The organism is Gammaproteobacteria bacterium, assembly GCA_037388465.1.
Taxonomy (GTDB): domain Bacteria; phylum Pseudomonadota; class Gammaproteobacteria; order SpSt-1174; family SpSt-1174; genus JARRKE01.
In genome coordinates this window covers 1-14,758 of the sequence record JARRKE010000048.1, presented here as the reverse complement: position 1 = coordinate 14,758, position 14,758 = coordinate 1, and the positions used below count along the sequence as shown (strand labels likewise).

The window sequence follows — 14,758 nt, the reverse complement described above, 5'->3', positions numbered from 1 at the left end:
TGGTTCTGATCACGGCGGCATTGCTGGGGCTGGGGCTGGTGATGGTGACCTCCGCCTCCATCGACATTGCCGACCGCCAGTTGGGCAATCCGTTTTACTACACGGAGCGTCAATTGGCCTTTATTGTGCTCGGTCTGGCGACGGCGTTCCTGGTGTCCAAAATCCGCTTGAAGAATTGGGAAGTGGCAGGCATGGGGCTGCTGGTGTTCACCTTCTTCCTGCTCGCGCTGGTGCTGGTGCCAGGGTTGGGCCGAACGGTGAACGGCAGTACCCGCTGGCTGTCGCTGGGACTGGTCAACCTGCAGGTGTCGGAACTGGCCCGGCTGATGATGACGATTTACCTCGCCGGCTATCTGGTGCGGCGCGGGCATGAGGTACGCGCCAGTTTCAAGGGCTTCATCAAGCCGGTGATGCTGCTGGCCTTTGCCGCGCTGCTGCTGCTCATGGAGCCGGATTTCGGCGGGGCCGTGGTGCTGCTCGCGATCGGTTTCGGCATGCTTTATCTGGGCGGTGTGCGCCTGGGGCAGTTCGGGCTGCTCATCCTGCTGGCGGCCGGCGCGATGGCACTGCTGGCGATTTCGTCACCCTATCGCCTGCAGCGTCTGACGACCTTTCTCAATCCCTGGGCGGATCCCTTCAACAGCGGCTTCCAGTTGACCCAGTCGCTGATCGCGATCGGCAGCGGTGCCTGGAGCGGCGCCGGTCTGGGCGACAGCATCCAGAAACTGTTTTATCTGCCCGAGGCGCACAACGACTTTCTGTTCGCGGTGCTGGCCGAGGAACTCGGCCTGATCGGCGTGGTGACCGTCATCGCGCTGTACGCCGGGCTGGTCTGGCGCGCCTTTTCGATCGGCGCCATGGCCTCGCGCGCCGGCAGTGTCTTCGGTTCGTCGCTGGCCTACGGCATCGGCATCTGGCTGGGGCTGCAGGCCTTCGTGAACATGGGCGTGAACATGGGGCTGCTGCCGACCAAGGGCCTGACCCTGCCCCTGATGAGCGCCGGCGGCAGCAGCATGATCGTGATGCTGGCCGCCATCGGTTTTCTGCAGCGGGTTTACCGCGAATCGCAGGAGGGCTTCCAGGAACAATTCGGCGTGGTCGCCGCGGTGCAGGGGCTGCTGTCCCAGCGCAAGAAGGGCAACGTACGGGTGGTGCGCCGCCCCAAGGAGACGCGCCATGCCGCGTGAGCCGCGTCCCGTGCTGATCGCCGCCGGCGGTACCGGCGGACATGTCTATCCCGGTCTGGCCGTGGCCGCTGCGCTGCGTTCGCACGACGTGCCGGTGGTATGGATGGGCACCCGCAAGGGACTGGAGGCGCGCGTGGTGCCGGCGGCCGGCATACCCATTGCCTGGCTGTCGGTGACCGGCTTGCGCGGCAAGGGAATCGCGACCCGCTTGCTGGCGCCGTTCCGGCTGCTGCGCGCCCTGACGCAGGCGCTGGCCGTGATGTTGCGCCATCGCCCCTGCGCCGTGCTGGGGATGGGCGGCTTCGTGGCCGGGCCCGCCGGCCTGATGGCGGTGCTGACCGGGCGGCCGCTGCTGATCCACGAACAGAATGCGGTTGCCGGCCTGACCAACCGCGTGCTGGCGCGCATCGCGCGCCGGGTGTTTACCGGGTTTCCGAACGCACTGCCCGGCGAAGAGATGGTGGGTAATCCGGTGCGGGTGGATATTGCCGCCCTGCCGCATCCCGAAGCGCGTTTTGCCGGGCGCACGGGCGCACTGCGTCTGCTCGTCGTCGGCGGCAGCCTGGGGGCAAAGGCGTTGAACGAGACCGTTCCCGCGGCACTGGCCGAAACGGCGCGACAGGGTGGCGGGTTCATCGTCCGCCATCAGGCGGGGAAGCATGATCTGGCGCCCATCCGTGCAGCTTACGAAGCGGCGGGTGTGCAGGGCGAGGTGAGCGAATACATCGAAGACATGGCCGAGGCCTATGGCTGGGCTGACGTGGTGATCTGCCGCGCCGGCGCCCTGACCCTGGCCGAGTTGTGCGCCGCTGGGCTCGGCTCGGTGCTGGTGCCGTATCCCTATGCGGTGGACGACCACCAGACGGTGAATGCACGCCACCTCGTGTCCGCGGGTGCCGCCGTACTGATGCCGCAGACGGCGCTTTCCCCATCCGCGTTGGGCGCGGCACTGATGGATCTGTCGGACCGCGAGCGCCTGTCGAAGATGGCCGCCGCCGCACGCGGACTGGCGCATACCGATGCCGCCGAAAAGGTGGCATCGGCCTGTCTGGAATTCTGTAGGAGAGTGGCATGAGCATGGCGAGCAACAGCATGGCGCGCCGGCGGATGCGCCGGGTGCACTTCGTCGGGATCGGCGGCTCCGGCATGGGCGGCATCGCCGAGGTGCTGGTCAACCTCGGCTATGCCGTGACCGGTTCGGACCTGGCCGAGAACGCGGTGACCCGTCGCCTGCGCGATCTCGGGGTACGCGTGTTTCTGGGCCATGATGCCGCGCACATCGAGGATGCGGACGTGGTGGTGGTGTCCTCGGCGGTCAAGTCGGACAATCCCGAGGTCGAGGCGGCGCGTGCGCGCCGGACCCCGGTGGTGCCGCGGGCGGAGATGCTGGCCGAGATCATGCGGTTTCGCACCGGCATCGCCGTGGCCGGCACCCACGGCAAGACCACCACGACCAGCCTGGTCGCGAGCCTGCTGGCCGAAGGCGGGCTGGACCCGACCTTCGTCATCGGCGGCCGGCTCAACAGCACGGCCAGCCATTCGCGTTTGGGCGGCGGCGAATACCTGGTGGCCGAGGCCGACGAAAGCGACGCCTCGTTCCTGTATCTGCAACCGATGATCGCGGTGGTCACCAACATCGACGCCGATCATTTGTCGACCTACGGCGGCGACTATGCGCGCCTGCGCGCCGCCTTTGTGGAGTTTCTGCATCACCTGCCGTTCTACGGGCTGGCGGTGCTGTGCGTGGACGATCCGGGCGTGCGGGAGATCCTGTCCGAGATCACCCGCCCCGTGCTGCGCTATGGCACCGACGAATCGGCCGACGTGCGCGCCAGCAACATTCGTTACGAGACGGTGCGCAGCCATTTCGAGGTGAAACTGCCGGAGCGGGACGCACTGCTGCCGGTCACCCTCAACCTGCCGGGGCGGCACAACGTCCTCAACGCCCTGGCGGCGATTACGGTTGCGCACGAGCTGGGCCTGAACGATGCGGCCATTCAGCGCGGGCTGGAGCAGTTCCAGGGCATCGGACGGCGCTTCCAGCTGTATGGCGAAGTACAGACAGCGGCCGGGCCGGTGCTGCTGGTGGACGATTACGGTCATCACCCCACCGAGATCGAGGCGACCATCCAGGCCGTGCGCAGCGCCTGGCCGGAGCGGCGTCTGGTGGTGGCCTTCCAGCCCCATCGCTACAGCCGCACGCGGGATCTGTTCGAGGACTTTTCCGCGGTGCTGAGCGAGGTCGATGCGCTCGTGCTGCTGGAGGTGTATGCCGCCTCCGAGGACCCTATCCCCGGCGCCGACGGTCGTTCGCTGGCACGCGCCATCCGTGCGCGCGGCAAGGTCGATCCGGTCTTCGTCGAAGACATTGCTTCCCTGCCGGAAGTGCTGGCCAACGTGTTGCGGGCCGACGATGTGCTGCTCACGCTGGGCGCGGGCAGCATTGGCGCGATGGCGGCCAGCCTGCCCGAACGTCTCAAGGAGGCCGCTGAATGATGGCCGCCCGGCAGACCAGCACCCCTTTGCGCGGCACGCTGCGGTCCGATGCGCCGCTGGCGAAACTGACCACGTGGCGTGTGGGCGGCCCGGCCGATCTCCTGTTCAAGCCGGCCGATCTGGCCGATCTGCAGGCGTTTCTCGCCGACCTCGACGAGGCCATGCCGCTGACCTGGCTTGGCCTGGGCAGCAACGTGCTGATCCGCGACGGCGGTATCCGCGGTGCGGTGCTGTTGATTCACGGGGCATTGGAGCGGCTCGAACAGGTCGGCGAGCGGCGTATCCGCGCCGAGGCGGGTCTGCCCTGTGCCAAGGTGGCGCGCTTCGCCGCCCGCCAGGGGCTCACCGGCGCTGAATTCCTGGCCGGGATACCCGGCACCATGGGCGGCGCACTGGCCATGAATGCCGGCGCCTTCGGTACCGAGACCTGGAGTCGGGTGGTGGCGGTCGAGACGCTGGATCGATTCGGCAGGCTGCATCGGCGCACGCCGGAAGAATTCGAAATCGGTTATCGGCACGTGGCGTCCGCGCGCGAAGAATGGTTCGTGGCCTGCGAACTGGAGCTGGCCCATGGCGATGCGGAAGCCTCGCTGGGACAGATTCGCGAACTGCTCGCCCGGCGCGGTGCCACCCAGCCGACCGGCGTGGCGACCTGCGGTTCGGTGTTCCGCAACCCACCGGGCGATTACGCCGGGCGCCTGATCGAGGCCTGTGGCCTGAAAGGTTACTGCATCGGCGGAGCCTGCGTGTCCGACAAGCACGGCAATTTCATTCTGAATACCGGCGACGCCACGGCGGCCGACCTCGAACGCCTGATCCTGCATGTGCAGGCCACGGTCGAGGCGCAGACAGGCATTCGCCTGGAGCCCGAGGTGCGCATTCTCGGCGAGGCGAACAAGGAGGTGTCGTCATGACCGCCATCGATCCCAAGCGCTTCGGCCGGGTGGCCGTGCTGATGGGCGGCTGGTCCGCAGAGCGCGAGGTCTCGTTGATGAGCGGTGCGGCGGTGACGGCCGCGCTGCGTGCGGGTGGCGTGGACGCCGTGGCCGTGGATCTGAAACTCGAAACGGTGATCGAACAGCTCGCCGAAGGCGGCTTCGACCGTTGCTTCGTCGTCGTGCACGGAACCGGAGGCGAGGACGGCACGCTGCAGGGCGTGCTCGAAGTGCTGGGTTTGCCGTACACAGGCAGCGACGTGCTCGGCTCGGCGCTGGGCATGGACAAATGGCGCTGCAAACTGCTGTGGGAGTCTCTGGGCCTGCCGGTCGTGCCCGGCGAGGTGCTGACCGCGGGCAGCGACTTTTCTTCAGTGGCGCAGCGACTCGGTCTGCCGCTGTTCGTGAAGCCTTCGGAGGAAGGTTCGAGCGTCGGGGTGAGCAAGGTGAAGCGCGCCGAGGACCTGCCCGCCGCCTATGCCGCTGCTGCTGCATGCCACGGCAGGGTGCTGGCCGAACGCGACATGGCCGGCGGGGATTACACGGTTGCCGTGCTGGGCGACGAGGCGCTGCCCGCGATCCGCATCGTGCCGGCCGTCGAGTTCTACGACTACGCGGCGAAGTACAGCCGGGACGACACGCGCTATCTCTGCCCCTGCGGCCTGCCCGAGGAAGCCGAGCGGCGGCTGCGCGAGATGGCGTTGCAGGCCTACGCCGCGACGGGCGGACAGGGCTGGGGGCGTGTCGATTTCCTGCTGGATGCGGACGGCAAGCCGTATCTGGCGGAGGTGAATACGGTGCCCGGTATGACCGCTCACAGCCTAGTGCCGATGGCGGCGCGGGCGGCGGGTATGGATATGACACAACTGGTGATGCGCATTCTGAGCGACACCCTCGACCGGGAGGCGGGATGACATCGTGTCCATGGCCAGACGAACCAAGGCCGGTGATGAGCCGCGCAGGCCTGCCCTCCGGAGCTGGCTGCGCAGTGCGGGAGGTGCGCTGGTGCTGATCGTGCTCGCCGTCGGCCTTGTATTTCTGGTGCGCTGGCTGCAGGCGCCGGGCACGCTGCCGATTCGCACGGTGCGTGTCGAAGGCGGCTTCCGGCATCTCGACCCGGAACGCCTGAAGCAGCTGGCGCTGCCGTGGGTGCGCGGCGGGTTTTTCAATGTCCGCCTGCATGCGCTGGAAAAGTCGCTGAACGAGCTGCCCTGGGTGAAGTCGGTCAGCATCCGCCGCCGCTGGCCCGATACCGTCATCATCCAGGTGCAGGAACAGCAGCCGATCGCGCAGTGGGGTGATGACGGCTTGTTGAACGCTCAAGGCCAGGTATTTCGTCCGGCACCCGACACTTTTCCCAAAGGGCTGCCACGCCTGTCAGGCCCCGAGGGCAGCGAGCGGCAATTGGTGGAGCATTTCATCGCCGCCGACCATCTGTTGCAGCCGGTGGGGTTGCAGCCGGTGGGGTTGCAGGAGGATGCACGCCGGGCCTGGGACCTGCGGTTGGCCAGCGGCATTCGGATTGCCGTGGGGCGGGATGGTTTTGATGCGCGACTGGCACAGCTGGCGGAGATCTTTCCCGCCGTGCTGAAGTCGCGCAAGGACGAGATCGCGTCCATCGACTTGAGATACACCAACGGGCTGGCCGTCGGCTGGAAGACGGATGCGGCACAGGCCGGCCCGACAAAGGAAATGAAAAGGGGACGTTGAAGATGTCCAAGAAATCCGACAAAGGCCTGCTGGTCGGGCTCGATATCGGCACCTCCAAGGTGGTCGCCATCGTCGGCGAGCAGAACGACGAGGGGCGCATCGAGATCATCGGTCTCGGTTCGCATCCTTCTCGCGGGCTGAAGAAGGGGGTGGTCGTGAATATCGAGTCCACTGTGCAATCCATCAAGCGCGCAGTGGAGGAGGCCGAGCTGATGGCGGGCTGTCAGATTCATTCGGTAATCGCGGGTATCGCCGGCAGCCACGTCAAGAGCATCAATTCGCACGGCATCGTCGCGATCAAGGACCGCGAGGTGATGTCCGGCGACGTGGAGCGTGTGATCGACGCGGCCAAGGCGGTCGCCATCCCGGCCGATCAGCAGCTGCTGCACGTGCTGCCTCAGGAGTACGTGATCGACGACCAGGAAGGTATCCACGAGCCAGTCGGCATGTCGGGCGTGCGGCTGGAGGCCAAGGTACATATCGTCACCGGCGCCGGCAGCGCGGTGCAGAACATCATCAAGTGCGTGCGGCGTTGTGGCCTGGAGGCGGACGACGTGGTGCTGGAGCAACTGGCCTCCAGCTACGCGGTGCTCAACGAGGACGAAAAGGATCTGGGCGTGTGTCTGGTGGACATCGGCGGCGGTACCACCGACGTGGCGGTGTTCGCCGAGGGCGCCATCCGCCATACCTCGGTGATTCCGATCGCGGGCGATCAGGTGACCAACGACATCGCCATTGCGTTGCGTACGCCGACCCAGTACGCCGAGGAGCTCAAGCTCAAGTACGCCTGCGCGTTGAAGCAGCTGGCGAATCCGGAGGAGAGCATCGAGGTGCCGAGCGTCGGCGACCGCCCCCCGCGCCGCTTGTCCCGCCAGACGCTGGCGGACGTGGTGGAGCCCAGGTACGAGGAGATCTTCGATCTGGTCAAGAACGATTTACGGCGTAGCGGCTTCGAGGATTTGATCGCGGCCGGCGTGGTGCTGACCGGCGGTGCCTCCAAGATGATGGGGGCGGTCGATCTCGCCGAAGAGGTATTTCATATGCCGGTGCGGCTGGGTATGCCCCAGCAGGTTTCCGGCCTGGTCGACGTGGTGCGCAACCCGATTTACGCGACCGGCGTCGGCCTGCTGGCGTACGGCATGCAGCATCGCGACAGGCCGGCGGATTTTCAGGGTGGAGTCGGGATGAAGGGTGTTCTGAAACGGATGCGCGACTGGTTTCAGGGCAATTTCTGAGTGGCGGCGTCATAAGGGGCGCCATGAATTCTAGGTTCACACATGTGAACGAGGAGGTGTGTGATGTTCGAACTGATGGATAGCTACGCACAGAATGCGGTCATCAAGGTGATCGGTATCGGCGGTGGCGGCGGCAATGCCGTTCAGCACATGGTCGAGGCCGGCATCGAAGGGGTCGATTTCATTTGTGCCAACACGGATGCTCAGGTGCTCCACAAGAGCAAGGCCAAGACGACCCTGCAACTGGGCACAAACATAACCAAGGGCCTGGGCGCAGGTGCCGACCCCGGCATCGGTCGGGAGGCCGCGCTGGAAGACCGGGACCGCATCCAGGAAGTGCTCGAAGGGGCGGACATGGTGTTCATCACCGCGGGCATGGGCGGCGGAACCGGAACCGGCGGTGCGCCGGTCGTGGCGCAGCTGGCCAAGGAAATGGGCATCCTGACCGTGGCGGTCGTGACCAAGCCGTTTCCGTTCGAGGGCGGCAAGCGCAACGACATCGCCAAGCAGGGCACCGACGAACTGAGCCGCTACGTGGATTCGCTGATTACGATTCCCAACGAGAAGCTGCTCAGCGTGCTCGGCAAGAACGTCGGCCTGCTGCAGGCCTTTGCCGAGGCGAACAACGTGCTGCTCGGTGCGGTGCAGGGCATTGCGGAGCTGATCACCCGGCCGGGTCTGATCAACGTCGACTTCGCCGACGTGCGGACCGTGATGTCGGAAATGGGCATGGCCATGATGGGTACCGGCAAGGCCACCGGCGAAGCCCGCGCCAGCGACGCCGCCGAGCGTGCCATCAGCAGTCCGTTGCTGGAGGATGTGAACATTAATGGTGCACAGGGTCTGCTGGTGAACGTTACGGCCGGTATGGATCTCTCCATTGGCGAGTTCGAGGAGGTGGGCGAAATGGTGCGTGCCTGCGCTTCCGAAAATGCCACCGTGGTCGTGGGTACGGTGATCGATCCGGAGATGCAGGACGAGCTGCGCGTGACCTTGGTGGCGACGGGCATCGGTGGCGCGGCCAGGGCCCCGCTGGCTGAAGCTCCGGCGGTCAAGTTGGTCGAGAAGACGCCGAATGGCGAGGTGAACTACCACGAGCTGGATCGCCCCACCTACCAGCGCAGGCAGGCGTCGGGCAAGGGGCCCTATGCGCCGAACGGTGAGTTCGATACGGAGTATCTGGACATCCCGGCATTTCTGAGAAAACAGGCCGATTGAGTGCGTGGTTCTGGAAACTGCACAAAAAAGATGCATAATGTGGCCGCTGTGCCATAATGGCGCGCCCAAAAGGCGGCTATTTCCGGGGTTTTTTGGAGTATTGAATGGCCTGGAAATTGCTTGTTTCGAGTGGGGCAACGCCGCCATGCGGCTAACAACGGCCTACAGAGCCGGTGGGAATTGAATGTGATCCGACAAAGAACGCTGAAGAACACCATCCGCGCCACCGGCGTCGGCCTGCATACGGGGGAGAAGATCTTCCTGACGCTGCGACCGGCCCCTGTCGACACCGGTGTGATCTTCCGCCGGGTGGATCTTCCCGAACCTGTCGAGATCAAGGCGCGGCCTGAAAATGTCGGTGACACGCGGCTTTCGACCACCCTGGTGCAGGGCGATGTTCGCGTTTCCACGGTCGAACACCTCCTCTCCGCTCTGGCAGGGCTTGGCATCGACAACATCTATGTGGACCTGAGCGCCCCCGAGGTGCCGATCATGGACGGCAGTGCCGGCCCGTTCGTATTCCTTGTCCAATCCGCCGGCATCGAAGAGCAGTCCGCGCCCAAGCGATTCATTCGCATCAAACGCAGCGTGCAGGTCGATCAGGGCGACAAATGGGTGCGTTTCGAGCCTTTTGACGGTTTCAAGGTCGGTTTTACCATCGAGTTCGATCACCCCATCTTCCGCGAGCATCAGCAGTTCGCGGAACTCGATTTTTCGACCACCTCCTTCGTCAAGGAGGTCAGCCGTGCCAGGACCTTCGGGTTCATGCGCGATATCGAGGCCATGCGCGAGCGCAGTCTGGCCCTCGGCGCCAGCCTGGACAACGCCATCGCGCTGGACGATTACCGGATTCTGAATGAAGACGGACTTCGCTACGAAAACGAATTCGTCAAACACAAGATTCTCGACGCGATCGGGGATCTTTACCTGCTGGGGCACAGTCTGATCGGCAGTTTCCTGGGCAACAAGTCCGGGCATGCCCTCAACAATCAGCTCCTGCGCAAGCTGCTCGCCGAAGAAGATGCCTGGGAAATGGTGACCTTCGAGGACGGTGAGGCGGCGCCAATCTCTTACGTGCAAAGCATCGCCTTGGCCTGAGTCCGGCGCGGGATCAGCGTCCCGGACCGTGGGCGCGCGATGCCAGACGCAGAAGGGCGGCCTTGAGATCCGGGTCGTCCTGCTCGGCGGCACAGGCTGTGATGAGTTCGGCGCTGCGCGCGGAAAGTGGCGGCCGGCGTTTGGGCTGCGTGCGGGCAGCGGCATCCGATATTTGGGCCGGCAGGACGCGAACCCGCAGCTTGCGCAGTCCCAGGCTGTGTTCGCTGTTGAGCACTTTGAGGATTTCGTGCTGCTGGTAGCGCAGTTGGGTGGCCCAGGCAGCACTGTCCGCACCGAGTATGAGCTGGGATTCCTGAATGCTCAGGATCCGGCAATGGGCGGCCAGGGTGCGGCCCAGATAGGCGTGCAGGGTGAAGTCGAGCAGGGACAATGTCTCGATGCGGTGACGCAGGTGAGGCGGCAGAAGTTCCTTGATCGGCTTCATTTTGCTGACGGACGGTAGTTGGTGGGCTTTTCAGGCCACATGAAGATCAATTAATATCCGGTTGAATCCAGGGGCTTTTTGACGGCATGCATATCATCTTCTTCCCGAAGGAAGGCATGACGCCGCACGCAGTGCGACTCTCGCACTGGTGGCATTTTATGCTGCCGGGGGCGCTGTTGCTCGTTTTTTCCGTGCTTTTGGCTGGCGCGGGCTACCTCGTGGGCGTGTCGCGAGCACCGGATACCCGTCTCGCCAGGCTGCAGTCGGATCTTGCCGCACAGCAGCGCGCCATTGAAACCACCAAGCGTACGGCCCAGGCCGACATCGATGCACTGACCGAAAAGCTGGCGCTGCTGCAGGCCCATGTGGTCCGGGTGGATGCCCTCGGTGGCAAGCTGGTCAAGATGGCCGGCATCGATCCCAAGGAGTTCGATTTCAGCCACGAGCCAGGGATTGGCGGTCCCGACGGCGAGGATGTCGGGCAGGCACCCGGCATTCCCACGCTGTCCCAGGCGATCGATTCCCTGACCCGGGAGATCGAGAACCGGGAGCAGCAGCTCAAGGTGCTCGATCATGTGTTGCTTACCCGCAACTTGCGCCAGGAAACGACCCCCTCCGGGCGTCCTATCAACCACGGCTGGATTTCTTCCTATTTCGGAATGCGTTCCGATCCCTTTACCGGCCGCCCTGAGTTTCACGAGGGCATCGACTTCGCCGGCAAGATGGACACCAAGATCCACGCCGTAGCCAGCGGTGTGGTGACCTGGGCGGGCAAGCGCTGGGGCTATGGCAACCTCGTCGAGCTGAATCACGGCAATGGCTATGTGACCCGCTACGGGCATTGCGACAAGGTGCTTGTACACGTGGGTGAGCCGGTCAAGAAAGGCCAGGTGATCGCGCTCATGGGCAGCACCGGCCGTTCCACCGGCCCGCACGTGCATTTCGAGGTCATCAAAAACGGCCGCAAGATCAATCCCATCGCGTTCATCCAGTCTTCCTCGCGGTTGGCCTCGCGCTGACCCGTTGCAGCCGGAACGTCTCGTCCGGTTGCTGGTCTTAAAACCGTCATGAAACCGCATCGCCCCTGGGAGTGCGATGCGGTATCATGTCCTGCTGTAGTCTGAAACCATCCATTCAATCCACATGCACCGGTTTTCCACATGGTGAGTCTCGCCAAGAAGATTTTTGGCAGCCGCAACGAGCGGTTGGTCAAGCGATATTTCAAAACCGTCAAGCGCATCAACGCCATGGAGCCGGAATTCGAGGCCCTCAGCGACGCGCAATTGCAGGCCAAGACATCGGAGTTCCGCGAGCGCCTCGACAAAGGCGAGACCCTGGACGATCTCCTGCCCGAGGCCTTTGCGACGGTTCGCGAGGCGGGCCGGCGGGTGCTCGGGATGCGCCATTTCGACGTGCAGCTGATCGGCGGTATGGTCCTGCACGAGGGCAAGATTTCCGAGATGCGCACCGGTGAAGGTAAGACGCTGGTGGCGACCCTGCCGGTGTATCTCAACGCCTTGAGTGGCAAGGGCGTGCATGTCGTGACGGTCAACGATTACCTGGCGCGGCGCGATTCGGACTGGATGGGGCGCCTGTATGGGTTTCTGGGGATGCGTACGGGCGTGATCGTGAACGGCCTCATGCCCGAAGAACGGCGCGAGGCCTATGCCGCCGATATCACCTACGGCACGAACAATGAATTCGGCTTTGATTATCTGCGCGACAACATGTCCTTCCGCGCGGACGAACGGGTGCAGCGCAAGCTCAATTACGCGCTGGTGGACGAGGTCGATTCGATCCTGATCGATGAGGCCCGTACGCCGTTGATCATCTCCGGACCGACGGAAGAAAACTCCGAGCTGTACGTCAAGATCAACAAGCTCATTCCGCGTCTCAGTCGCCAGGAAGAGGAGGATGGTCCGGGCGATTATTCGGTGGACGAGAAGGCCAAGCAGGTCTACCTCACCGAGGACGGGCATCAGCATACCGAGGATTTGCTGCACGAGGCCGGCCTGCTGGAGCAGGAGCGCGGTCTGTACGACGCGAGCAGTATCGGCCTGCTGCACCATTTGAATGCCGCACTGAGAGCGCATGCCCTTTATCAGCGCGATGTGGACTACATCGTCCAGAACGGCGAGGTCGTGATCGTGGACGAGTTCACCGGGCGCACCATGCCGGGACGGCGCTGGTCTGAAGGCCTGCATCAGGCTGTCGAGGCGAAGGAGGGCGTTCGCATTCAGAACGAGAACCAGACCCTGGCCTCGATCACCTTCCAGAACTATTTCCGTCTGTACGACAAGCTTTCCGGCATGACGGGTACGGCGGATACCGAGGCCTACGAATTCCAGCAGATCTACGGCCTGGAAGTGGTGGTCATCCCCACCAACAAGCCGATGGTGCGCAATGATTTCGAGGACCTGATTTACCTGACGCAGGGCGAAAAATTCGAGTCCATTATCGAGGATATTCAGCACTGCGTTGCCGAGAGGCGCCCGATTCTGGTGGGTACCGCGTCCATCGAAACCTCCGAGATCATATCGGGGCTGCTGAATAAGCAGGGTATTCCGCACCAGGTGTTGAATGCCAAGCAACACGAGCGCGAGGCGCATGTCGTCGCGCAGGCTGGCCAACCGGGGACCGTGACCATCGCGACCAACATGGCCGGCCGCGGTACGGACATCGTGCTGGGTGGCAGCCTGGAGGCCGATATCGAGGCGCTGGGCGAGGAGGCGACACCGGAACAGATCGCGCAGGCCGAACGGGAGTGGCAGGCCCGCCATGAGGCGGTGATTACCGCCGGTGGACTGCACATCATCGGTACCGAACGGCACGAATCACGGCGTATCGACAATCAGCTGCGTGGCCGTGCGGGCCGCCAGGGCGATCACGGCTCCAGCCGTTTCTATCTCTCCCTGGAAGACAATCTGATGCGTATTTTCGCGTCGGACCGCGTCAAGGGATTGATGCAGCGGTTGGGTATGCAGCGCGGCGAGGCGATCGAGAATAAATGGGTAACCCGTGCGATCGAGAACGCCCAGCGCAAGGTCGAGGCCTACAACTTCGATATCCGCAAAAACCTGCTGGAATACGACGACGTCGCCAACGACCAGCGGCGGGTCATTTACGAACAGCGCAACGAGCTGCTGGAGCAGGAAGATATTGCCGAGACGATTGCGGCGATCCGCTCCGATGTGCTGACGGGGGTGATCGACGAATTCGTGCCGCCCGGCAGTCTGGACGAACAATGGGATATTCCCGCGCTGACGGATGCCCTGGAGCGCGAGTTCGGGCTGTCGCTGGATCTGGCGGATTGGCTGGAAAAGGACGATCACCTCGATGAAGAGGGTCTGCGCGAGCGCATTCAGGCCGAATTCGACAAACTGGTCGCCGAACGCGAGGCTCAGCTCGGGCCGGAGATCATGCGCCGCATCGAGCAGGACGTCATGCTCCAGGTGCTGGACAGTCACTGGAAGGAACACCTGGCGGCGATGGACCATTTGCGCCAGGGCATCGGTTTGCGCGGTTACGCCCAGGTCGATCCCAAGCGAGAGTACAAGCGTGAAGCCTTCTTGATGTTCGAGGAGATGCTGAACCGCATCAAGCATGACGTGGTGAGCCTGCTGATGCATATTCAGGTGCGTTCCGAGGACGATCTGAGTTTCATGGAGGCACAAAGCCGTGCCCAGCCGCAGATGCAATTTGCGCATCCCGAAGCCTCCAGCGCCTATGGGGCGGGCGAGCCGGAACCCGTGCCGCCGGGCATGATGCCCGAGCCCGAGGACGCCGCGGCACCACAGCCATTCCGGCGTGAAGCGCCCAAGATCGGACGCAATGATCCCTGCTGGTGCGGTTCGGGCAAGAAGTTCAAGCACTGTCACGGCCGTTTGGCATAAATCATGGCCGTCGGGTTGCAGGCACCGTCCGTGCTCGAAGCCGTGCCGGGGGTGAGGGTCGCGGCGACTGCGGCAGGCATCCGCTATCGGGACCGCGATGACCTGGTCCTGATCGAACTCGCTGAGGGCGGTACCACCGCCGGCGTGTTTACCCGGAACGCCTTTTGTGCCGCCCCGGTAACGATCGCCAAGGCACATCTGGCGGCGGCTTCCCCCCGTTACCTGTTGATCAATGCAGGCAATGCCAATGCCGGTACAGGCCAGTCCGGTTTGGATGCCGCCCGCCTGACCTGTGAAGCGGTGTCGCGGGTCACCGGATGTGCGCCGGAAACCGTTTTACCTTTTTCCACCGGCGTCATCGGCGAGCTGCTGCCGGCGGAACGAATCGTTCCCCATCTTCCTGCACTGCATGAGGCGCTGGTCGAGGATGGCTGGCTGCAGGCCGCCCGGGCCATCATGACCACCGATACCCTCCCCAAAGGGGTCTCCCGCAAGGTGGAGATCGGCGGCCAGACGGTCACATTGACCGGGATCGCAAAGG

General features: G+C 64.1%; 13 protein-coding genes. 12 read left to right on the top strand and 1 reads right to left on the bottom strand.

The genetic code is table 11. The annotated features are described in order from the left end of the window. Positions 1–5 precede the first annotated feature (5 nt). The 9 genes from ftsW to lpxC all read left to right on the top strand — a co-directional run bounded on the left by ftsW (position 6) and on the right by lpxC (position 9,879). Positions 6–1,187, top strand: coding sequence for a putative lipid II flippase FtsW (gene ftsW / locus P8Y64_09860; protein ID MEJ2060775.1), 1,182 nt, complete (start codon positions 6–8; stop codon positions 1,185–1,187). Beyond that, positions 1,177–2,262: an undecaprenyldiphospho-muramoylpentapeptide beta-N-acetylglucosaminyltransferase gene (gene murG, locus P8Y64_09855; protein ID MEJ2060774.1), complete on the top strand. Its 1,086-nt coding sequence runs from the start codon at positions 1,177–1,179 to the stop codon at positions 2,260–2,262. The genes ftsW and murG overlap by 11 nt, the downstream gene beginning before the upstream one ends. Next, positions 2,259–3,683 carry a UDP-N-acetylmuramate--L-alanine ligase gene (murC, locus tag P8Y64_09850; protein MEJ2060773.1) on the top strand — a complete coding sequence of 475 codons (1,425 nt, stop codon included), beginning with the start codon at positions 2,259–2,261 and terminating at the stop codon, positions 3,681–3,683. The genes murG and murC overlap by 4 nt, the downstream gene beginning before the upstream one ends. After that, positions 3,680–4,597, top strand: coding sequence for a UDP-N-acetylmuramate dehydrogenase (gene murB / locus P8Y64_09845; protein ID MEJ2060772.1), 918 nt, complete (start codon positions 3,680–3,682; stop codon positions 4,595–4,597). The genes murC and murB overlap by 4 nt, the downstream gene beginning before the upstream one ends. Then, a complete protein-coding gene (locus tag P8Y64_09840; GenBank protein MEJ2060771.1) occupies positions 4,594–5,532 on the top strand; it encodes a D-alanine--D-alanine ligase in 939 nt (312 codons plus the stop codon). The genes murB and P8Y64_09840 overlap by 4 nt, the downstream gene beginning before the upstream one ends. A gap of 10 nt (positions 5,533–5,542) precedes the next feature. Next, positions 5,543–6,328, top strand: a complete 786-nt coding sequence (locus P8Y64_09835; GenBank protein MEJ2060770.1) for a cell division protein FtsQ/DivIB — start codon at positions 5,543–5,545, stop codon at positions 6,326–6,328. 2 nt (positions 6,329–6,330) lie between these two features. Continuing rightward, positions 6,331–7,563, top strand: a complete 1,233-nt coding sequence (gene ftsA / locus P8Y64_09830) for a cell division protein FtsA (GenBank protein MEJ2060769.1) — start codon at positions 6,331–6,333, stop codon at positions 7,561–7,563. 63 nt (positions 7,564–7,626) lie between these two features. Next, the gene (ftsZ, locus tag P8Y64_09825; protein ID MEJ2060768.1) at positions 7,627–8,781 is read left to right on the top strand and encodes a cell division protein FtsZ; all 1,155 of its coding nucleotides are present in this window, start codon (positions 7,627–7,629) and stop codon (positions 8,779–8,781) included. Positions 8,782–8,967: 186 nt separating this feature from the next. Further along, the gene (lpxC, locus tag P8Y64_09820) at positions 8,968–9,879 is read left to right on the top strand and encodes a UDP-3-O-acyl-N-acetylglucosamine deacetylase (GenBank protein ID MEJ2060767.1); all 912 of its coding nucleotides are present in this window, start codon (positions 8,968–8,970) and stop codon (positions 9,877–9,879) included. A gap of 13 nt (positions 9,880–9,892) precedes the next feature. On the opposite strand, the gene P8Y64_09815 is transcribed toward lpxC, so the two are convergent. After that, positions 9,893–10,324: a DUF721 domain-containing protein gene (locus P8Y64_09815; protein MEJ2060766.1), complete on the bottom strand. Its 432-nt coding sequence runs from the start codon at positions 10,322–10,324 to the stop codon at positions 9,893–9,895. 86 nt (positions 10,325–10,410) lie between these two features. On the opposite strand from P8Y64_09815, the gene P8Y64_09810 reads away from it, so the two are divergent. The 3 genes from P8Y64_09810 to P8Y64_09800 all read left to right on the top strand — a co-directional run. Further along, positions 10,411–11,343 (top strand): peptidoglycan DD-metalloendopeptidase family protein, encoded by a 933-nt coding sequence (locus P8Y64_09810; protein MEJ2060765.1) that lies wholly within the window; start codon positions 10,411–10,413, stop codon positions 11,341–11,343. Between the two features lie 141 nt (positions 11,344–11,484). After that, complete coding sequence (gene secA, locus P8Y64_09805) at positions 11,485–14,217, top strand: preprotein translocase subunit SecA (protein ID MEJ2060764.1); 2,733 nt, start codon at positions 11,485–11,487, stop codon at positions 14,215–14,217. Between the two features lie 3 nt (positions 14,218–14,220). After that, positions 14,221–14,758, top strand: a 538-nt coding sequence (locus tag P8Y64_09800; protein MEJ2060763.1) for a bifunctional ornithine acetyltransferase/N-acetylglutamate synthase, incomplete at its 3' end; no start/stop codon positions are given.